The organism is Caballeronia sp. LZ029 (genome assembly GCF_031451275.1).
GTDB classification, from domain to species: Bacteria; Pseudomonadota; Gammaproteobacteria; order Burkholderiales; family Burkholderiaceae; genus Caballeronia; species Caballeronia jiangsuensis.
This window is the reverse complement of record NZ_JARUXO010000002.1, coordinates 960,419-981,031: the sequence shown is the minus strand read 5'-3', so window position 1 is coordinate 981,031 and position 20,613 is coordinate 960,419. Positions and strand designations below refer to the sequence as shown.

21 protein-coding genes are annotated in these 20,613 nt (G+C 63.7%); 6 read left to right on the top strand and 15 right to left on the bottom strand.

The features are described 5' to 3' along the window. Positions 1-26: 26 nt before the first annotated feature. From QCE73_RS19270 to QCE73_RS19250, 5 genes are all read right to left on the bottom strand, one after another. Positions 27-671 (bottom strand): twin-arginine translocation signal domain-containing protein, encoded by a 645-nt coding sequence (locus QCE73_RS19270; RefSeq protein WP_309883081.1) that lies wholly within the window; start codon positions 669-671, stop codon positions 27-29. 61 nt (positions 672-732) lie between these two features. Beyond that, positions 733-1,131: a VOC family protein gene (locus QCE73_RS19265; RefSeq protein ID WP_035500273.1), complete on the bottom strand. Its 399-nt coding sequence runs from the start codon at positions 1,129-1,131 to the stop codon at positions 733-735. A gap of 121 nt (positions 1,132-1,252) precedes the next feature. Continuing rightward, positions 1,253-2,815 carry a glycerol-3-phosphate dehydrogenase/oxidase gene (locus QCE73_RS19260; RefSeq protein ID WP_309883079.1) on the bottom strand — a complete coding sequence of 521 codons (1,563 nt, stop codon included), beginning with the start codon at positions 2,813-2,815 and terminating at the stop codon, positions 1,253-1,255. Positions 2,816-2,835: 20 nt separating this feature from the next. Then, on the bottom strand, positions 2,836-3,303 hold the full coding sequence (locus QCE73_RS19255) for a cupin domain-containing protein (protein WP_309883078.1): 468 nt from the start codon (positions 3,301-3,303) through the stop codon (positions 2,836-2,838). A gap of 7 nt (positions 3,304-3,310) precedes the next feature. Next, positions 3,311-4,171, bottom strand: coding sequence for a class I SAM-dependent methyltransferase (locus QCE73_RS19250; RefSeq protein WP_309883076.1), 861 nt, complete (start codon positions 4,169-4,171; stop codon positions 3,311-3,313). Between the two features lie 116 nt (positions 4,172-4,287). Between QCE73_RS19250 and QCE73_RS19245 the strand changes: the two genes are divergently transcribed. Beyond that, entirely contained in the window at positions 4,288-5,211 is a 924-nt protein-coding gene (locus QCE73_RS19245; RefSeq protein WP_309883075.1) for a DMT family transporter, read from the top strand. A 4-nt stretch (positions 5,212-5,215) separates the two neighbouring features. On the opposite strand, the gene QCE73_RS19240 is transcribed toward QCE73_RS19245, so the two are convergent. Next, a complete protein-coding gene (locus QCE73_RS19240; RefSeq protein WP_309883073.1) occupies positions 5,216-6,958 on the bottom strand; it encodes an IlvD/Edd family dehydratase in 1,743 nt (580 codons plus the stop codon). Positions 6,959-7,287: 329 nt separating this feature from the next. Here QCE73_RS19240 and QCE73_RS19235 point away from each other — a divergent pair, with 329 nt between their 5' ends. The 5 genes from QCE73_RS19235 to QCE73_RS19215 all read left to right on the top strand — a co-directional run bounded on the left by QCE73_RS19235 (position 7,288) and on the right by QCE73_RS19215 (position 12,592). Next, a complete protein-coding gene (locus QCE73_RS19235; RefSeq protein ID WP_187606969.1) occupies positions 7,288-8,394 on the top strand; it encodes a sugar ABC transporter substrate-binding protein in 1,107 nt (368 codons plus the stop codon). Then, the gene (locus tag QCE73_RS19230; protein ID WP_035500280.1) at positions 8,394-9,404 is read left to right on the top strand and encodes an ABC transporter permease; all 1,011 of its coding nucleotides are present in this window, start codon (positions 8,394-8,396) and stop codon (positions 9,402-9,404) included. The genes QCE73_RS19235 and QCE73_RS19230 overlap by 1 nt, the downstream gene beginning before the upstream one ends. Next, positions 9,404-10,210 (top strand): ATP-binding cassette domain-containing protein, encoded by an 807-nt coding sequence (locus QCE73_RS19225; protein WP_051626770.1) that lies wholly within the window; start codon positions 9,404-9,406, stop codon positions 10,208-10,210. The genes QCE73_RS19230 and QCE73_RS19225 overlap by 1 nt, the downstream gene beginning before the upstream one ends. 19 nt (positions 10,211-10,229) lie before the next feature. Next, complete coding sequence (locus QCE73_RS19220) at positions 10,230-10,973, top strand: FadR/GntR family transcriptional regulator (RefSeq protein WP_309883069.1); 744 nt, start codon at positions 10,230-10,232, stop codon at positions 10,971-10,973. A 299-nt stretch (positions 10,974-11,272) separates the two neighbouring features. After that, positions 11,273-12,592 (top strand): hypothetical protein, encoded by a 1,320-nt coding sequence (locus QCE73_RS19215; RefSeq protein ID WP_309883068.1) that lies wholly within the window; start codon positions 11,273-11,275, stop codon positions 12,590-12,592. Here QCE73_RS19215 and QCE73_RS19210 read toward each other — a convergent pair. The 9 genes from QCE73_RS19210 to QCE73_RS19170 form a co-directional block, all read right to left on the bottom strand. Further along, complete coding sequence (locus tag QCE73_RS19210; RefSeq protein WP_309883067.1) at positions 12,585-12,920, bottom strand: Rieske 2Fe-2S domain-containing protein; 336 nt, start codon at positions 12,918-12,920, stop codon at positions 12,585-12,587. The two genes, QCE73_RS19215 and QCE73_RS19210, sit on opposite strands and share 8 nt — an antisense overlap. Next, complete coding sequence (locus QCE73_RS19205; RefSeq protein WP_309883065.1) at positions 12,917-13,735, bottom strand: intradiol ring-cleavage dioxygenase; 819 nt, start codon at positions 13,733-13,735, stop codon at positions 12,917-12,919. Before QCE73_RS19205 ends, QCE73_RS19210 begins: the two co-directional genes overlap by 4 nt. Continuing rightward, positions 13,732-14,787 (bottom strand): maleylacetate reductase, encoded by a 1,056-nt coding sequence (locus QCE73_RS19200; RefSeq protein WP_309883064.1) that lies wholly within the window; start codon positions 14,785-14,787, stop codon positions 13,732-13,734. Before QCE73_RS19200 ends, QCE73_RS19205 begins: the two co-directional genes overlap by 4 nt. A 14-nt stretch (positions 14,788-14,801) precedes the next feature. Then, positions 14,802-16,265, bottom strand: coding sequence for an aldehyde dehydrogenase family protein (locus QCE73_RS19195; protein ID WP_035500291.1), 1,464 nt, complete (start codon positions 16,263-16,265; stop codon positions 14,802-14,804). A gap of 87 nt (positions 16,266-16,352) precedes the next feature. Continuing rightward, a complete protein-coding gene (locus QCE73_RS19190) occupies positions 16,353-17,348 on the bottom strand; it encodes a hypothetical protein (protein WP_062261360.1) in 996 nt (331 codons plus the stop codon). 44 nt (positions 17,349-17,392) lie between these two features. After that, the gene (locus QCE73_RS19185; protein WP_035500417.1) at positions 17,393-17,884 is read right to left on the bottom strand and encodes a hypothetical protein; all 492 of its coding nucleotides are present in this window, start codon (positions 17,882-17,884) and stop codon (positions 17,393-17,395) included. Between the two features lie 137 nt (positions 17,885-18,021). Further along, positions 18,022-18,468, bottom strand: a complete 447-nt coding sequence (locus QCE73_RS19180; protein WP_309883062.1) for a nuclear transport factor 2 family protein — start codon at positions 18,466-18,468, stop codon at positions 18,022-18,024. Between the two features lie 23 nt (positions 18,469-18,491). Next, on the bottom strand, positions 18,492-18,869 hold the full coding sequence (locus QCE73_RS19175; protein ID WP_309883061.1) for a c-type cytochrome: 378 nt from the start codon (positions 18,867-18,869) through the stop codon (positions 18,492-18,494). Further along, complete coding sequence (locus QCE73_RS19170; RefSeq protein WP_309883058.1) at positions 18,866-20,590, bottom strand: FAD-dependent oxidoreductase; 1,725 nt, start codon at positions 20,588-20,590, stop codon at positions 18,866-18,868. Before QCE73_RS19170 ends, QCE73_RS19175 begins: the two co-directional genes overlap by 4 nt. Positions 20,591-20,613 lie beyond the last annotated feature (23 nt).

The window sequence follows — 20,613 nt, the reverse complement described above, 5'->3', positions numbered from 1 at the left end:
GTTTTCCGTCGGATCGCTCGAATGGGTTAGCTGTCTTTCGGAATCGGGCCGCTGTCGGCCGCGGGCGGATCGGGCAGCCACGTCAGGTTATTGAAGCCCTGATAGAGATAGCCGCCATCGCCCTTCGACGCCCCATAGCCGAAGTGCTCGTAGGCCAGCGGGTTGCTGTACAGGGAAACCACGGCCGTGCTGCGAATCGTGCTGAAGAACGGCGTGCCCGCGAGCGCGGCGACGTCCTGCGCCTTGTCGTTCGCGCCGCGCTTCGTCCAGTCGGAGCCGGCTTTCGCATCGAGTTGCGCAACGCCATCGGCGAGTTGTTGACGCACTGCGGGATCGGCTTTCGCCTTGGCATCGAGATCCTTGACGACGAGCGCGTAGACGGCGTCATCGAGCGTCGCGTGCGGATAGATCTGCCGCGTCACTTGCAAGAGCACCTCGCCCTGATGCGTGCTGAGCCCCTGCATTTCGAGCGCCCAGACGCGGCTCGGCGCGAGACTCGCGAAAATCGACGTCGCGGCGATCGTCCCGACCAGCACGCCGGTGCCGCGCAGGAATTCGCGTCGTGTCAGTGCGATCTTCGGCGGGGCGGCGGCGATTTCATCGTGATCGTGATGATGTCCAGCATCGTGCGCGCGCCGCTGCGCGACGATCGGAATGATCGTGTCTCGCATGTCTCTCTCCTTGTGGGGTGCTGCAACAACTTTTGTATGTGATGCCGCTGTGCCGCCGTAGTTACTCGTAATGCCCGTGACGCTCCAGCACTTCGATCTTGTAACCGTCCGGATCCTGAATGAAGAAATATCGCGCGATCAGCGAGCCGTCGTCGTTCTTGAACTCGCGCACGTCGTTGGGCGTAAGACCCAGGCCGATGAGACGCTCGCGCTCCGCCTTCACGTCCGGCACGCTCACCGCGACATGGCCGTAGCCGTCGCCATGCGTATAAGGCTCGGCGCGCCCCTTGTTCCAGGTGAGTTCGAGTTCGGCGTGGGTTTCATCGTTGCGCAGATAGGCGAGCGTGAAGTCCGGGAAATCCAGCCGATGCGCAACGCCGAGATTGAAAGCCTTCTGATAGAAATCGAGCGAGCGTTGCAGATCCTGCACGCGAATCATCGTGTGAATGAGTTTCGACATGAGCGCCTCCTCCTTGTGAGACAAGTGTAGGAAGCGGCGCGCGCAAAGGGTAATGGCGGGTTAAATCGGGCATTAGGCGTTTCCCCGAGACGCGCGCGCGCCCGCCGGGGAAATCGAGCCGCTACGACAGCATCCAGGTTCGCGCGAAGTCATCGAAACGCGCGACCTCTTCGGCTCGCCACTGCGCGCTTCGCCCCAGCTCTTCCGCGATGATCCGGGCGACTTCCGGCGCGGCGTCGCGGGCGGCGGCGGCATCGAGAAACAGCGCGCGATTGCGCCGCGCCAGCACATCCTCGACACAGCGCGCGAGTTCCGCCCGGACCGCGAAGCGCGTCTGCGCCTCGGTCAGCCCGCTGGCCTTGACCAGCACGTTATGCGCGCCGGGCAGACGTTCGATAGCGGCGGCATCGGAACCATAATGGCCGCGCTGCTCCGCCGTCGCGCCATGCAGCGGCAGCGACGCCGTGCGGCAAGGCGCCTCGGGCAACAGACGCTTCGCGACGGCCAGATCGATGACCTGCTGCGCCATCAGGCGATACGTCGTCCACTTGCCGCCCGTCACGGTGATCATGCCCGTCGCGTTCATTTCGATCGTATGTTCGCGCGAGAGCGCCGCCGTCGATGCGTTCGAGTCGGCCTTCACGAGCGGACGAAGGCCCGCCCATACGCTCAGTACATCGTCGCGCGAAGGCTTCACAGACAGATAATCCGACGCCGTCGCGAGAATGAAGTCGATGTCCTCGTCGCTTGCGCGCGGGTCGAGCGGCAGGTCCTGACGCGGCGTATCCGTCGTGCCGACGATCGTGTGGCCGTGCCACGGCACCATGAAAAGCACGCGTCCATCTTTGGTCTTCGGCACGAGAATCGCGTCGTTGCTTTGCAGGAAGCGGCCCGGCAACGTCAGATGAACGCCCTGGCTCGGCGCCACGATCGGGCGCACGCCGGGCTCGGCCATCGCGCGGATCGAATCGACCCAGACGCCTGTCGCGTTGACAAGGCAGCGCGCGCCGACGTCGAAGCTATCGCCCGTTTCGACATCCGTCACCGACACGCGATGATGTCCCGCCGCGCGATCGAAACCGATGCCGCGCACGGCCGCATTGTTCAGCGCGAGCCCGCCGAGATCGAACAGCGTGCGCATCAGCGCGATGGCGAGACGCGCGTCGTCGAACTGGCCGTCGCAATAGAGCGTGCCGCCGCGCAGCGCGTGACCGTCGAGGGAATCGGCGAGCATCGGCGATTTCGCGCGCGTTTCCACGAGGCTCAGGCTGCGGCTCGCGCCGAGGTTCGACGCGCCCGCGAGCCAGTCGTACATCTTCAGTCCCGCGCCGTAGATCAGCTTGTCGCCGAAGCGATACGCCGGGACGACGAAGCCGAGCGCATGCACGAGATGCGGCGCGTTGCGCGCGAGCAGGCCGCGCTCGTGCAGCGCCTCGCGAACGAGCGGGATGTTGCCTTGCGCGAGATAGCGCACGCCGCCATGAACGAGCTTCGTCGCCTTGCTCGACGTGCCCTTGGCGAAGTCGCGCGCCTCCAGCAGCAAGGTCCGATAACCGCGCGATGCCGCATCGACGGCCGTGCCGAGACCGCTCGCGCCGCCGCCGATCACGACGACGTCGAATACGGGCGTCTTGTCGAGTTCGCGCAGGAGCGTTGCGCGGCCGGAAGGCGTGGTGTCTGTCACTTGTCGTTGTGTTCGCAAGCCTAGCGCTTGGTCGAGTCGATCGGCGTGCCGTCCTTGTGCACGAATCGGCCATCGGCGTTGGCGCTCATCATGTCGATATCGGAGCAGGTCGTGAGGTCTTCAAACACGCGGCTGCCGACTTCGAGATACACGGCCACCGCATCCGACCGATTGATCATGTGATGGCCGTTGCCCGTGCCCTTCGGAAACGCCGCGCAATCGCCCGCGCGCAGTGTCGTTTCGCCTTCGTCCTCGATCAGCACCAGTTCGCCTTCGAGAACATGAACGAACTCATCCTCGTGCGAATGCCAGTGACGCTGGCTCGACCATCCGCCCGGCGGCAGACGCATCAGATTCACGCCGAAATCGCCGAGACCGCCCGCCTCGCCGAGACGCTGGCGGGTGCGATCGGCGCACGGCGCATCGAAGGGCGGCGGATATCCCGAACCTTTTATTCGGGGCACTGCGTCGAGATCGATCTTCGGCATGGCAAGCCTATGTGTTGGCGATCAGCAGTTCTTCGGCATTGTTCGGCGGACGCAGGCCATCGGTTCTGTTCGCGAAGTATCGCCGTGTCAGATCCTCGGCCGAAACGTGTCGCGCGTCCTCGAAGCCCGCATCGCGAGCCAGCGCCTGAATCTGAGCGGGCGTGAAGAAGCTGATGAACGGCGTGCCGCTCGCACGCGCGCCCTTCTCCGCCATCTCCAGACCCGGACGCACGTCGGGGTCCGCGAGTTCGATCGGCAGCAGGAAGGTCATCGCGAAGGTCGATCCCGATGCGAAGCCCGCGACTTCGCGCAACGTGGCCGCGTTCGCTTCCTTCGTGAGATACATGCTGACGCCCGTCGATACGACGATTGCGGGCCTGCTCTCATCGAAACCGTTCTGCACGAGCTTCTCGCGCCACGATTCTCCCGCTTCGAAATCCACGGGCACGAAATGCAGCCGCTCCGGCACGCCGTACCCGAGTTCGATCAGACGCCGGCGCTTCCACGCCTGCGGTCCCGGCGGATCGACTTCGAAAATATTCAGCCGCGCCGCGATCTCCGGCCTGCGTTGCGCGAAGCTGTCGAGACCCGCGCCGAGGATGACGTACTGCGCGACATCTCGATCGAGCGCTTCGACGACGAGATCTTCGATGAAGCGCGCACGCGCCACGATCGACGCGCGAAAAGGCCGCGTGAACTGCGGGTTCATGTCGCCGCGTTCGCGCCAGTTCGCATCGGGCGCGAGCAGTTCGAGGCCGATGGTGTCTTCCAGCACATGCGGCGGCGCATCGGCTTCGGCGTGCAGCGCGCGCCACATCGCGACGCGTGCGGCGGTGCTGTCGGGCGCCTCGTTGATGTTGTAGTTCATTGTTCAGCGTTCGATCGGATCGATGATGTTGTAAGCACAGAATGTCTCACACTTCGACGGCGTCGTCTCGACCACTACAATCGGTACTTTCGCTGCACACGAACAAGGACGCGAACATGGCGCAGGCGCCGCGCATCGACCGGAATGAAGAAAGCAGCACGCAGAACGAACGCCGCTGGCTCACCATCGGCGGGCCCATCCTCTTTCTGCTGCTCTGGTCCGCGGGATTTCCGATTGCGAAGACCGGCCTGCACTACGCGTCGCCGCTCACGTTTCTATCGATACGCTTTGCGTTGAGCGTCGGCGTGCTGCTCGCCGTATGCGCGATCAAGCGGCCGCGATGGCCGAGCAACGCGCGCGCGTGGCTGCATCTCGGCGTCGTCGGCTTTCTCGTGCAGGTCATGTACTTCGGGCTCAGTTATCTGTCGATGACGGCGGGCATCGCGACCTCCGTGCTCGCTTTGATCGTCTCCTTGCAGCCGATTCTCGTCGGCGTGCTCGCGCCGAAGTTCGTCGGCGAACGAATCGGCGTGCGACGCTGGATCGGCCTGCTGCTCGGGCTCGCGGGCGCGGGAGGCGTGATCGCCGCGCGCGGGCCGCTGCACGCGGATTCGCTCGGACCGGTGCTGCTCGCGATCGGCGCGCTCATCGGCATCACGGGCGCGATGCTGTACGAGAAGCGGCTCGGCACGGCGCAGGATCCGATCACGTCGAACCTCGTGCAATACAGCGTCGGCTTCGTGTTCTGCGCGCCGATGGCGCTCGCCTTCGAGCACACGCAAGTGCAATGGACGCCCACGTTCATCGCGACGCTCGCCTATCTCGTGATCGGCAATTCGCTGATTGCGATCACGCTGCTGCTCGCGATGACCCGCGCGGGCAAGGTGTCGCAAGTAGCGTCGCTGTTCTTCTTCATCCCGCCCGCGGCGGCCGTGATGTCGTACTTCTTCCTCGGCGAAGTGCTGCCGGCAGCCGCATGGTGGGCGATGGGCGTCGCGGTGCTCGGCGTCGCGATTGCGACATGGACGCCGCGCAAGTGAGCGCTCAATGCGAATGCTTCGGCACTTCCGCGCCACGGCAGCCGACGAGAAAGTCGAAGTCGCAACCTTCGTCGGCTTGCAGCACGTGCTCCACATATAGCTTGCGATAGCCGCTGCGATCCTCGGGAATCTCGCTTTTCGCCGCCAGCCACGCATCGAGACGCGTGCGGATTTCATCGTCGTCGATATCGATGCGCAGCACGCCCTTGTCGCAATCGAGTTCGATCCAGTCGCCGTCGCGCACGATCGCAAGCGGCCCGCCCGCACGCGCCTCGGGCGCGACGTGCAGCACCACCGTGCCATACGCCGTGCCGCTCATGCGCGCATCCGATACGCGCACCATGTCCGTCACGCCTTGCGCCAGCAGCTTCGGCGGCAGGCCCATGTTGCCGACTTCGGCCATGCCCGGATAACCCTTCGGCCCGCAGTTCTTCATCACGAGCACGGAGTCCGCCGTGACATCGAGATCGGGATCGGCGATGCGCTGCTTGTAGTCGTCGAAATTCTCGAAGACGACCGCACGGCCGCGATGCTTCAGAAGCGCGGCCGTCGCCGCCGACGGCTTCAGCACCGCGCCGTTCGGCGCGAGATTGCCGCGCAGCACGCACAATCCGCCATCCGCGACGAGCGGCTTTTCGATCGGGCGGATCACTTCGTCGTTGTAGAGCGGCGCTTCCTTCACGTTCTCCCAGAGCGTGAGGCCGTTCGCGGTGAGCGCATCGGGATGCGGAATCAGGTTCGCTTCGCCGAGACGCCTCAACACCGCGGGCAAACCGCCCGCGTAGTAAAACTCTTCCATCAGAAAGCGTCCTGACGGTTGCAGATCGACGAGCGTCGGCGTGCCGCGGCCGATGCGCGTCCAGTCGTCGAGTTCGAGCTTGACGCCGATGCGTCCCGCGATCGCCTTCAGGTGAATCGCGGCATTCGTCGAACCGCCGATCGCAGCATTCGCGCGGATCGCATTCTCGAACGCCTCGCGCGTGAGCAGCTTCGAGAGCCGCAAATCTTCCAGCGCCATCTCGACGATACGCATGCCCGACAGATGCGCGAGCACGTAGCGCCGCGAATCGACGGCCGGAATCGCCGCGTTGTGCGGCAGCGTGACGCCGAGCGCTTCGGCCATGCACGCCATTGTCGATGCGGTGCCCATCGTGTTGCAGGTGCCCGTCGAGCGCGACATGCCCGCTTCCGCCGACATGAATTCGTGGATCGAAATCTTGCCCGCCTTGACCTGCTCGCTCAGTTGCCACACGACGGTCCCCGAGCCGATGTCGCGGCCGTGGTGCTTGCCGTTCAACATCGGGCCGCCGGACACGACGATCGCGGGCACGTCGCAACTCGCCGCGCCCATCAGCAACGCGGGCGTCGTCTTGTCGCAACCGACGAGCAGCACGACGGCATCGACGGGATTGCCGCGTATCGCTTCCTCGACGTCCATGCTCGCGAGATTGCGCGTGAACATCGCGGTGGGCCGCAGATTCGATTCGCCGTTCGAGAACACCGGGAACTCGACGGGAAAGCCGCCGGCTTCATACACCCCGCGCTTCACATGCTCGGCGATCTTGCGAAAGTGCGAATTGCACGGCGTTAGTTCGGACCACGTATTACATATGCCGATGATCGGCTTGCCCGCGAACTCGTGATCCGGAATGCCCTGGTTTTTCATCCAGCTCCGGTACATGAAGCCGTTCTTGTCGGCGGTGCCGAACCACGCGGCCGAGCGGAGCTTGGTTTTGGGGGCGCTCATGGCTGTGCTCACTCTGCGAGAAAGTTGTATAAATAGCATGACTATATCGATGACACGTACCGGGAAAACGCTAATCGCAACGTCAAAACAGTCTGCATATAGTTTGTCTATTGAAGTCGGCGCGCGGGCTTCGCAGATCCCAATTACTAGTTCAAACACGCCGCGCTTTCGAATCGCCCTCTCGCACATTGCTCGCATCGTCTTCCGCAACACTGCGGTCTTTCATTCATGAAAGCCGCGTGCGGTCGACATGCCGTGGAACCCAGTATCTGAACGTGATCGACGATGAGTCGACCCATCGACCAACGAAGAAGAGAACGGAGGAAGACATGGCGCAAGATCGGGATGACGACGCAAAAGACAGCAGCCTCATCAGCGCGGGCCGGCGCGGCATCATGCAGGGCGCGGGGCTCGGCGCGGCGCTGTCGCTGCTGGGCGGCGTGACGGGTGGCGGCGGGCTGATCTCGAGCGCGCAGGCGGCCGAAGCGGCGTTCCCGCAGCACAAGAAATGGAAGATCGTGTTCGTCAATCATGTGACGACGAATCCGTTCTTCGTGCCGACGCAGTACGGCATTCAGGACGCATGCGCCATGTTCGGCATGGACTATCAGTGGACCGGCTCGGCCACGTCCGATGCGGGCGAAATGGTGCGCGCGGTGAATTCCGCGATTGCCGCGAAAGCCGACGCCATCGCCGTGCCGATCGTCGATCCGAACGCATTCGACAAGCCCATTCAGGCCGCGCTCGACGCCGGTATTCCCGTGTTCGCTTACAACGCCGACGCGCCGCGCGGCAAGAGCAATCCGCGGCTCGCGTATATCGGGCAGGACCTGTATCTGTCGGGCTATCAGATGGGCGAGCGCATCGCGAGCATGATCGATAGCGGCATGGTCGCGCTCTTCATCGCGACGCCGGGGCAATTGAACATCCAGCCGCGTCTCGACGGCGCAAGCGATGCGATCAAGAAGTCCGGCAAGAAGATCGACATTCAGACCGTCGCGACCGGCGCGACCGTCAACGAAGAGCTCTCGAAGATCAAGTCGTTCTATCTCGGCCACCAGGATCTGAAAGGCATGTTCGCCGTCGATGCGGGCAGCACGCAGGGCGTCGCGCAGGTGATGAAGGAATCGAATCTGCCGTCGAAGGGCGTGCATGGCGGCGGCTTCGATCTGTTGCCGCAGACCATTCAGCTCATTCACGAAGGCTTCCTCGATTTCACCATCGACCAGCAGCCGTACGTGCAGGGCTTCTACACGGTGATGGAAGCGTTCGTGTTCCTCGCGTCGGGCGGGCTCGTCGGTCCGGCGAACATCAATACGGGTCTCAAGTTCGTGACGAAGGATACGGTCGAGCCTTATCTCAACACCTCGACGCGTTATGAAGGCAAGACCACCAAGCCGCAAATCGTGCCGATGAAAGGCGCGATCAAGTCCTGATGAACACGGTGAACGAACCTCGTAAAGCAACCACGCCCGCGCAGACTGCCAGTCCGCGCGGCGCGTGGGCGTCGCATTGGGCGCCCGAGTTGCGCATCCTGCTCGTCGCCGTGCTGCTCGCGGCGTATTTCCAGTTCGTCAATCACGACTTCCTGCTCAGCAACGCGAGCCTCGTCAATCTCTCGCAGTACGTTGCGCCGGTGGCGATCATCGCGTTCGGCGAGATCATGCTGATGATCGGCGGCGATATCGATCTCTCTGCTGGCATGGTGTTCGCGTTCGCGCCGTTCATGATGGTGTTCGCGAACGATGCGGGCGCGCCGATGTGGCTCGCTGTTATCGCGGGACTCATCGCGGCCGCGATCATCGGCTTCGTGAACGGGGCGGTGACGGTCTTTTTGCGCCTGCCTTCGTTCGTGACGACGCTCGGCACGCTCTTTCTGATCAACGGCATCACGCTGACCGTTTCACGCGGCACGCCCGCCGCGACGCCCGGCTCGCCCGAGTTCGCCGCCGTGATGGGCGCGTGGGGCTATAGCGAGATCATCTGGACCGTGGCGATCGCGTTCGTCATGCATGTGCTGTTGCGGCACACGCGCTGGGGTCTGCACACGCAGGCGGCGGGCGCGAACGCGCTCGGCGCGAGCGAGGCGGGCATCCACGTGAACCGGCTTCGGCTCGGCAACTTCGTGATCGCCGCGGTGCTCGCGGGCTTCACCGGCATCCTCGAAAGCTTCCGCATCACGTCGATCGATCCGCAAGCGGGCGGCAACCAGATCATGTTCCTCGCGGTCGCCGCCGCCGTGATCGGCGGCACGCCGTTGACGGGCGGCTCGGGCACGATCGTGGGCGGCCTGCTCGGCGCGGCGGTGCTCGGCATTCTGAGCGACGGCTTCACACTGATCGGCATCAACGCGTTCACGTTCAACATCATTCTCGGGGCCGCGATTCTCGCCGCGATGATCTTCAATATTCACGTCGGACGCATCCGCCGCAAGGGAGCACGGTGATGGCAGAACCGCTAACGGCTCCCGCCGCATCCGCCGATCTCGCACTGCGCGGCGACAACCTCGTCAAGCGCTTCGGCGCGGTCACCGCGCTCGACGGCGTGTCGCTTTCGCTCGGCAAAGGCGAGATTCTCGGCATTCTCGGCGACAACGGCGCGGGCAAATCGACGCTCGTGAAGATTCTCACGGGCTTTCATCAGCAGACGAGCGGCACGCTCTCCGTGCACGGCGAGGAGACGCTGCTCAAGTCCGTCGATCATGCGCGCGCGCTCGGCATCGAATGCGTGTATCAGGATCTCGCCCTCGCGAATTCGCTGTCGATCTATCACAACATGTTCCTCAATCGCGAGATCGTGCGGGGCGGGCCTGCCCGTCTGTTGCGCCTCGTCGATCACAAGCAGATGCGCGAGCGCGCGGCGCAATGCCTCGAGGATATCGGCGTGCATGTGCCTTCCGTCGATCTGCCTGTCGAGCGCTTGTCGGGCGGTCAGCGTCAGGCTATCGCGGTTGCGCGCGCGGTGCATTCGAACGCGAGAATCCTGCTGCTCGACGAACCCCTCGCCGCGATGGGCGCGCGCGAGGCCGCGCTCATCATCGATCTGGTGATGCGCCTGAAGGAGAAAGGCGGGCTTTCGATCATCATGATCATGCACAACTATGCGCAGACGCTCGACATCGCGGATCGCATCATGTTGATGCAGCGCGGACGCGTGACCTACGAGCAGCGCAGCGCGAATACGTCGGTCGCGGAGCTGATGGATATCGTGAGGCGGGAATATCGGGCGATGCGCGCGACGACCGCTGGTTAGACGCCGCGCGCGCCGCATCATGGATTACCGCAACCCCAAGCAACGCAAGAGCATGCACGGACGCATCGTGCAGGAACTCGGCATGCGGATCGTGAGCGGCGGCATCAGGCCGGGCGAGCGTCTGCCCGCCGAGCCCACGCTGTGCGAAAGCTATGGCGTGAGCCGCCCGGTGCTGCGCGAGGCGACGCGCGTGCTCGTCGCGAAGGGGCTCGTCGTGTCGAAGCCGCGCGTGGGCAGCGTCGTGCGCCCGCGCGACGAGTGGCACATGCTCGACCCCGATGTGCTCGTGTGGACCATCAGTCATCTTCCCGAAGGCGAGTTCTTCCGCTCGCTGATGACGGTGCGCCAGATCATCGAACCCGCCGCCGCCGCGCTCGCGGCCATCTCCGCCACCGACGAGGACATCGCGTGTATCGCCGCTGCGTATGAGCGCATGGAAGGCGCGCAAACCGCCGCCGATCTGCTCGATCCGGATCTGGCGTTCCATCGCGCGATCATGACGGCGACGCACAACGACATGCTCGCGTATATCGGCAACATGCTGTCGCTCGCGCTCAGCGAATCGATCAAGCTCACGAGCCGTCATCCGAACACGCACGCGCTGTCGCTGCCGCGTCACAAGGCGATCTTCACCGCGATCGCGAACCGCGATGCGCTCGCGGCGCGTCAGGCGAGCGTCGTGCAGCTCGACAATGCGCGCGCCGACGCCACGTCGATCCTCGGCGGCGCCGCGCTCGAACCGGATCGGCCGCTTTCGGGTTAAAAATTTCCGATTCCGCGCGACCGTAACGTTCGCTTCTCGCGAAACGCGTTCAAGTCTCGTCCATCCCCGCCGTAAACCCTATTGAGACCGGCTTCGACGCGTCTCCTCTTCGCCCCCTTCCGGTAGCACCCTCCTCCGGGCGGTTCATCGGGGCTATTAGACGAGCATTCCACCATCCCTCGCGTCCGACGCGGGATGAAGGTCCGTCATCGGTCCGTCCGCGTTCGCCCGGACGACTCGCGGAACGTGCGCCTACTTCGTGGACATGGATGTTGACCATTTAGTTGTACGTATCTGACATGACGAACTTCGTTCAATCCGGTATTCCGGCTTCGCCCTTCATTCGATGCAGAGCCGTCGCGCTCGCCGCTGCGGCAAGCGTGCTGCTTGCCGCATGCGGCGGCGGCGGTGGCGGCGGCCCTGCTTCATCCTCGGACGCCTCGCGCAGCGGCGCTTCGGCCGTGTCTGTTCCGGAGACGGATCTTCCGGCCTCGGGAACGGGAACGGGAACCGGGACATCGAAGCTCACGACGAGTCCTCCTGCCGCCAACGGCGCCACCGAAAGCACCGCTCCGGCGAGCGACGCGTCATCGCCCGCCGTCGGCGCGCCCGATCCGGTGAGCGGCGCGTCGTCGCCCGCCGTCAGCGCGCCCGATCCGGCCTCCGGCGCCGGCAATACCACGACGCCGCTTTCGACCGTCCGGCCCTTCTACGGCGTGAACGGCCACAACAACGAGGGCGGCGCCTACGATCTCTCCAGCTTCGCGCTGCAGCTTTCGCAGTTGCAGGACCTGGGCGCGAAGCTGTATCGCAACGAGGTGTATAGCCAGGGCACCGCGAACAAGCTCGCGGGCGTCGCTCAACTGATGGCGGCCGGCGGCGTCACCGTGTATCCGGTGATGCTCATGGGCATCGATACGTTCAACAACGAAACCGAAGGCTACAACGCGGGCTTCGCACTCGGGCAGCAGACGGCGACCTCGCGCCATTACCCGTACTACGAAGTCACCAACGAGATGGAAGCGGAACTGCTCATCGGCAATGTGGATGGCGTTTATCCGCAGCAATTCGATGTCGTGAAGTTCAGAATCCTGCGCGGCGTGATTCGCGGGATGATCGCGGGCATCAAGTCGGTGGATGCGTCGGGCAAGATCATCATGGGCGGCGGCACGTGGCTGCACTACGGCTTTCAGAAGATGCTCGCGGCCGGCATGGAGCCCGACGGCAGCATCGGGCATGCGGTCGTCGACTGGGATATCACCGCGTGGCACTGGTACTCCGAGCAGGGCGATATCACCAACGCGTGCGGCGGCACCGGCTGTCATAACGTGCTCGCCGAACTCAAGTCGCTCGGCAAGCCGATCTGGATCAACGAATTCGGCGTGCGCCCGAACTACGGCACCGATCAGCAGATCGCGGCGTATCTCGTCGGCAACCGCATGATGGCGCAGTTCGTCGCGCTCGCATCGACATACGATATCGAATCGATCCAGAGCTACGAGCTATACGACGATCCGATAGGCGGAGAAGGCGCGTTCGGCTTGCTGAGAAACGATGGCTTCACGCAAAAGCCCGCTTACGCCGCATACAAGAGCTTCGTCGCGGCGCATCCTATGTGACGTCCGCGCCTTCGATCATGACGCGGCCATTCTCGATGCGAATCGGAATCCGCCTGAGGCTCGCGCCGAGACAGGGACCATCGACACACACGCCGTCCTCGAAGCGAAACATCGCGCTGTGATGCGCGCACATCAGCAGTCCGCCTTCGTAAGTCCAGAACGCATCCGGTTCGTAGTTGAGCGGTATCGAAAAATGCGGGCACACGTTGCGATACGCCCACACTTCGCCGCCGCGACGCAGCACGAGAACCGAGGGCGCGGCTTCGAGGCCGCCGCCGTCGGGCACGTCGTGGAGCGCGCAGACATCGTTCGATGTGGAATGGCTCACGCTCGTCCTCGCGGGATCAGCACGAAATCGCGCGCCGCGTCGTATCCGCCGTCCTTGCTCACATACTCGATGACGAGCGAGGGCTTCACGCCGAACACCGCATCGGAGTGCACGTAGGGATCGTCGGACGAATAGAGCGCGGTCGTCAGCGACTCGTAGCCGGGCGCGTCGATGCGAAAGTGAATGTGCGCGGGACGCATCGGATGGCGGCCCGTCGCGAGCAGCATCTGGCCGACGGGGCCGTCTGTCGGAATCGGATAGCTCGTCGGCTTGATCGAATGAAATGCGTACGCGCCATCCGCATTCGTGCGAAAGCGTCCGCGCAGATTGCCTTCGGGCTGATCCGGGTCTTGTCCCTCATACATGCCGTTCGGCGCGGTCTGCCAGACTTCGATCAGCGCATCGGCGACGGGCTTTCCGTGCACATCGCTGACGACGCCATGAAAGAACACCGGCTCGCCATCGCTTTGCGCGATGTTCGCGCCGAACGCCGATTCCTTCACGCCATCGCGATAGAACGGGCCGAGCAGACTGCTTTCGGTCGCGCCTTCGTCGTGATGCTGGTTGATGTCGTCGAGCACGATCGAAAGCCCCAGCGTGTCCGACAGCAGGATGAACTCCTGCCGGATGCCGTCGCACTTCTTGCCCGTGGCCGTGAGGAACTCGATGCCTCGCCGCCATTCGTCGTGCGTGAGATTCACTTCGCGCGCGAACGCGTGCAGATGGCGCACGAGCGCGGTGACGATTTCCTTCGTGCGCGCGTCGGCGCACTGGCCGAAGGCTTGCGTGACGTTTTGCGTGAGTGACTCGTTCATGGTCGTCGTCCTTCGTAGGCCGCTTCGAGCAATGCGCGCAGCGGTGCGTGCTCGATCGGCCGCGGGTTCCAGTACGGGCTTTTCAACGCGACATCGACGGCGATATCGATATCGCTTTCCTTCATGCCGATGTCCTTCAGCGCAGTCGGCGCGCCGTTCACGCGCGCGAGTTCGAATGCGCCGATGGCGGCATCGTCCGAGCCGAGTGCGCGAGCGATGCGCTTCATTGCGTCGGGCGCGGCATCGCGGTTATAGGCGAGCGCGTGCGGCAGCACGATGGTATGCGTCTCCGCATGGGGCAGATTGAACGTGCCGCCGAGCGTATGACACAGCTTGTGATGCAGCGACATGCCGACACTGCCAAGCACCGCGCCGCACAGCCACGCACCGTAGAGGCAGTCGCTGCGGGCATCGAGATCGTCCGGCTTCGCGACGACCTTGCCGATGCCCTGCGCGAGCGCGCGAATGCCTTCTTCCGCCATCAGGCTCACGACAGGATTCGCGTCTTGCGCATAAAGCCCCTCGGCGGCGTGCGCAATCGCGTTGATGCCGCTCGTCACCGAGAGCGACGCGGGCAGCGACACCGTGAGTTGCGGATCGTAGATCACGGTCTTCGGCAGCACGCGCATGTCGCGGCCGGTCTTTTTCAGGCCCGCTTCCGTGAGGCCGTAGATCGGCGTCATTTCCGAGCCGGCATATGTGGTCGGCACGGCGAGTATCGGCAGCGACGATGTCAGCGCGATCGCCTTGCCGAGGCCCGTCGTCGAGCCGCCGCCGATGGCGATCGCGCAATCCGCGCCGATGTGCTGCGCATACTCGCGCGCCTCGCGCGCCGTTTCGACCGGCACATGCATCACCGCTTTAGCGAACACGCCGGCCGCGCGATGTCCGATGCGTTCCGCGAGTGCTTCGGCCTGATCGCGCTGCGGCGGCGTCGAGAGGATGAGCGCGCGCCGCGCGCCCAGAAGCTCGATCTCGCGTTCGACATGTTCGATGCTCCCCACGCCGAACACCACGCGCGACGGCATGCCCTGATAGATGAACGATTGCATGATTCCCGGTGCGCTCAGCGCGGATAGTAAGGCGGAATATTGGCGTCGACATTCACCCATACCGACTTCGCCTGAGTATATTCGCGCATCACTTCGAAGCCCATCTCGCGGCCATAACCGCTCGCGCCGACGCCGCCGAAGGGCGATCCCGGACTCACGCGCTTGTAGCAGTTGATCCATACCATGCCGCTCTTCAATTGCCGCGCGAAGAGATGCGCGCGTTGCAGGTCGCGCGTCCAGAGGCCCGCGCCGAGGCCGTATTCGGTGCCGTTGGCGATCGCGAGCGCTTCTTCATCGCTCTTGAACGTGCTGACCGCGACGAACGGACCGAACACTTCTTCCTGCGCGACGCGATCGGTCGGCTTCGCCTGCACGATGGTCGGCTCGACATAGCAGCCGTTCGCGAGCGCGGCGGCGTCCGGCGCCTTGCCGCCCGCGAGCACGCGTCCGCCCTGCTCGCGCGCCACATCGACATAGGACAGCACGCGGTCGCGATGCATCTGCGATGTGAGCGGGCCCATTTCCGTCGACGGATCGAGCGGATCGCCGATGCGGATCGAGCGCGCCAGCGACGTGAAGCGCTCCAGCAGGTCATCGGCGATCGACTCGTGCACGATCAGTCGCGATGCCGCGATGCACGCCTGTCCCTGGTTATGGAAGATGCCGAACGCGGAGCCTTGCACGACGGCATCGATATTGGCGTCGCCGAACACGACATTCGCGCCCTTGCCGCCGAGTTCCAGTTGCACTTTCTTCAAATTGCCGCTCGATGCCTGCACGATCTTGCGGCCCACCGCCGTCGATCCGGTGAACGCGACCTTGCCGATCTCCGGATGCTCCGCGATATATTGCCCCGCGACATGCCCGAGCCCCGGCAGCACATTGACGACGCCCGCCGGAAAGCCGACTTCGGCCATCAGTTCGGCGATGGCGAGACTCGACAGGGGCGTGAGTTCGGCGGGTTTCATCACGACGCAATTGCCCGCCGCGAGCGCGGGCGCCATCTTCCAGCTCGTGAACATCAGCGGAAAATTCCACGGCACCACTTGCCCGACGATACCCACCGGCTCGCGCGTCAGATAGTTGAGAAAGCCCGCTTCCACCGGAATCACCGAGCCTTCGAACTTGTCCGCCATGCCGCCGAAGTAGCGGAACGTCGCAGCCGTGCGCGGCACGTCGAGATTGAGCGTGTCGCGGATCGGGTGGCCCGTGTCCATCGATTCGAGACGCGCGAGTGCATCGGCGTTGGCTTCGATGGCGTCGGCGAGTTTCAGCAGCAGGCGTCCGCGATCGGCGGCGGCCATATTGCTCCATTTCGGAAACGCTTTTTTCGCGGCTTCTACTGCGCGATCGACGTCCTCGCGGCCGGCCATCGAGACTTGCGCGATCTCGCTGTTGTCGTGCGGATTCAGGGTCGCGAGCGTTTCGCCGGAAAGGGCGGGCACGAAGCGGCCATCGATGAAGAGTTGCGTTTGCATGTCTTGCTCGTGTCGAAAATTGAAGACGAAACATTCCCGCGACGCCCTATGAGGGCGCCGACGTGTCGAAGAGGAACGCAGAGAGTGTTAAAGCGCGACCGGATACGGCGGCAGTTCGCCGCTTTCGTAGCGCTTGGGCAGATCGGGCGTCGCGTTCTCCCAGACGAGCAGCATCGAGCGCTTCTGCGAGTAGCCCTTGTGGCGGATGTCGGCGGGCATCGCGGCGATATCGCCGGCGTTCATTGTGATGCGCGCGCGCGGCTCGCCGGTGTCCTTGTCGGCCACGTCCCAGATGATCTGATCCGACAGTTGCAGGAACCACTCGACGCGGTCGTTGCCGTGAAAGACCGGCAGCACGAATTCCTCGGTCGTCGGGCAAAAGAGGCTTTGCTTGCACACTGACGTAACCGACGGATTCCACGTCACGTCCGAACGCGACAGATACTTGAACAGGCTGAACGCGTGCAACTGACCTTCGAATCCAGGCTCGGCGTGAATTTCCGGCTCGTCCTGCGATACGTCCGCGAACTGGCGATTCACCGGGAAGTCGTCGCGCAGCGGCGAGTCGCCTTCGAGGCCGGGCATGCGCTTCGTCGCAATACGCGTGCGATCGATCGCCGCGATGTTGTCGCCGTGCTTCGCGCCGAATGCCGAGCCGGTTTCCTCGGGCGCGGCGAAAGGATCGAAGCCTTCGTTGACCCAGTCCTTCAGAATCGCCTTGAAGGTCGCCATGATGATCGGCGTTTCGAACTGCTGCGTGTAATCGACGCCCGCCTCGCGGAAGCTCGCGTTATACGCGCCGGCGTACATGTCGACCTTGCCGTAGTGATTGCGCGTGCCGATCACTTCGTCGAAATTGACCCAGCCGTAGAAGAAGCCCCATGCGACGTCGCGCATCATCGCGCGCAGGAAGTCGTCGGCGTGCATCTGATGCGAGCGCGTCTGTCCTTGCGCCGGCCATTTCACGGTGACGAAGTATGCGTCGCGGCTGAATTCGAAATCGCCCAGCTTGAACGTGCGATAACCGGTGTTCGCATCGGGGTCGGTCGCGACGACGCTTTGAAGGAATGCTGCGTGATCCATGATGGTGTGCTCCGGATGTTTGAAAGAAGTTGGCGTATGCGTGTTCACTGAATGCAGATCTCGGCCCACTTCTCGACCGATGCCGAACCGATGATCGTCTGCACGAGCAGCACGCCGGTCTTTCGCGCTTCGAAGCGATACGCCGCGCCCGCTGGCAGCAATGCCTGATGACCGCGACGCAGACGCACGAAACCCATCTTCTGGCCCGAAGGTTCGCCTTCGAGCTTCACCGTGCCTTCCACGCCTTCGCTGACGAGCGCGCCATCGGAAGGCTTGATGAAGTGCACGTCGATTTCGCCGTCGAGCGCGACCACGAATTCATCGTGCGATGCGCTGAACCACGGCGACACGCCTTCCGCGCGCAAGGTTTCGATCACGTACTTGAGGTTCTTGCCGACGACCACTTTTTCGTAGGGCGCGGCGTGGCTCGCGACTTCGAACACGTTGGACATCACGTAGTGCGAGGCCTTGCCCTTGATGACTTCGATGGTGCCCTTGCGATAGTTATCGAGGCTGCCGAGTTGTGTCTGTTGCATGTCTGTCTCCATGTCTGCGTTCACGTTCGCGGTGTCGCGCTGGAATCAAGATTAGGGCTGCGAGCGGCGCGAGGCAATGAATCGAGGTTCGCGTTTGCCGAACGATGCGTGCTCGATCGCGGCCCTAGGGAAAGTACTTACTTCTGCGCCTGTTTATCCGCGAGCCACGGATAGCGCTGCGTGTCCGCGCCTTCGTAGTCGGGATCGAGATAGATGAAGCAGCGCTGGATCTTGAAGTCGCGGATCTCGAATACGTCCGTCCAGCGGCCCGCGTGCGTGACGCCCGCGCGCCACTCGACGCCGCATTTCGTCGCGCCGTAGCTCGTGCCTTCGACGACCACCGTATCGCCCTGCTGGATCACGTTCAGATACGCGAGGTCGTGCTTGAACTTCGCGACGATGGAGCCGAGATCCGCGAAAAGCTGTTCGAAGGCCGTGCGGCCTGTCGCGATGCCCCACTTCGGGAAATAGACTTCGGCGTTGTCGTCGAACAGATCGAAAAATGGTGCGCCGCGATCGAGCCTGCGCAGATACTCGAGCGCAATGGTCTTGCGTTGTTCGTCGGTCATGGTGATGGGATTCATGCTTTCGTCTCCAGTTGTCCAGTTCAATGCAGCGTGCGCAGATAAACGATGATCTTCTGGCGACGCGCTTCATCGCCTTCGAAGTAGGTCATCGCGTTGCCGGGTGCGACGGATTGCGTATCGGTGAGCCAGGCGTCGAGCAGCTTGTCGTCCCAGACCTTGCCCGATGCAGCCGCCTTCATGCCCGCCGAATACTTGAAGCTCGGGTCGGACGCCATCGGCTTGCCGACGATCCCGAAGAGATTCGGCCCTTGCCCGTTCGGCTCGCCCTTGCCGAAGGTGTGGCATACGGCGCAGTTGTTCGTCGTGAGCTTCTTGCCGAGCGCGACGGGGTCTTGCTGTGCATGCGCCGTTGCGCTGACGAGCGCGAGCATCGCCAATAGATTAGTCATCCGAATCATAATTGAACTCCGCTAGCGGATTGCGCCGCACGATAAGCAAACGCGAGGATCGGTCCGAGCGTGCCGCCGCCCGCCCAGTAAGCCCGCGCGGACGCCGACGCGACGCAATTGCCGACGCCGTACAAGCCCTTGATCGGCTCGCCGCGTGTATCGAGCACCTGTCCGTGCGAATTGGTTTTCGGGCCGCCCTTGGTGTCGAGATTGCCCGCCACGATGAGCGCCGCGTAGTACGGCCCCTTCGCGCTCAGCGGATACATCGTCTCGTTCTTCTGATCCGCTTTCTTCGATACGGTCCCGTTGAACAGCTTCTCGACGATGCGCTCGCCGCGATGAAAGTCCTGATCCACGCCCGTCTTCGCGAAGCCGTTGAAGCGTTTGATCGTCGCGTCGAGATTGCGCACGAAGTCGTCGGAGAGATCGGCGTTGCCGAGCGCGCTCTTGTACTTCGCCATGCGTGCGCGAATCGCATTCGCCAGTTCCGCGAGCGTATTGCCGCGCAGCACGTGACGGTCGTTCGAACCCTTCGGCACGATGAGACTGCCGTAGTCATCGCTCGCGCAATGGTCCTGCGCCTGCTGGTCCCAGATCGAAATGAGCGTGAGATTCGGATACTCGCCCTTCGCGCCGTCCCATTCGGAAAACGTCGCGCAGACCTCGTTGTACGCGAGCTTTTCGTTGACGACGCGCTTGCCGTACTTGTTCACGTAGAGCATCGAATCGCCGGTCGGCGTGAAGATGCCGGAGAGCGAGCCGTCTTTCGCGATGGCCTTGTCGAGCGAGATCGGCGCCATCCACGAGTAGTTCATGTTGCGCAACTGCACGTCGAGCGCGCTCGAAATGCGCACGAAATCACCTTCGTTGGTGGGCGCGGCGCAACCGCCATACACCGCGCCATGCAGGAAGTTCTTGCGCAATTCGGGATCGTGCGTGAAGCCGCCGGTCGCGAAAACCACCGCCTTTTTGGCGCGCACACGAAAGAACTCGCCCTCTTCCGTCAGCGATTCGACGCCGATCACCGCACCCGCTTCATCGACGAGCACCTTCTGCACGCGATAACCCGTCTTGATGTCGATGCCATCGCGCCGTGCCGCGGCGCTCATCGTGCGGATCGCGACGCGCCCGCCATCGGACATGCTCGGCAAGCCGTCCTTCGGAAACAGCACGCGGCCGCGCGGCGCCTTGTCTTCGGGCAGTTCGGCCCAGTAATCCGGCACCGCCGCTTCATGCCGATACGGCAGCGCGCCCTTGCTCGCGAGCAGTTCCGCCGCCGGCGACGCGCTGTCGTAGATCGCCTCGCACATCTCGTACTCCCAGTCCGAGAGGCCGAGCTTCGGCAACGCAGGATCGTATTGCTCGGGCCGCGACAGGCGCGCGACATAGCGCATGTAATCGGCCTTCGGATCGGCGATGCCCGCGCGGCGCATCGGCTCGTTGTTCGGCACCCAGTACCAGAACGCGGCCTTCGCAGCCGTGCCGCCGACACTGCCCGCCTTCTCCAGAATCACGACGCGATTGCCGAGCCAGCGCGAGAACAGCGCGCATGGCAGGCCGCCGCCACCGCCGCCGCATACGACGACGTCGTATTGCGCATCGAACTTGGTCTCGCTCGCGGCGCGCGCGGTCAGCGACACCGCGCCGAATGCGGCCGCCGCTGTCCCGGCGCTCGCGGCCTTGATGAAGTTGCGCCGCGATGCGGCGGGAAGCTTGTTCGTCTCACTCATGTTCGTCTCCATCGTTTGAATGT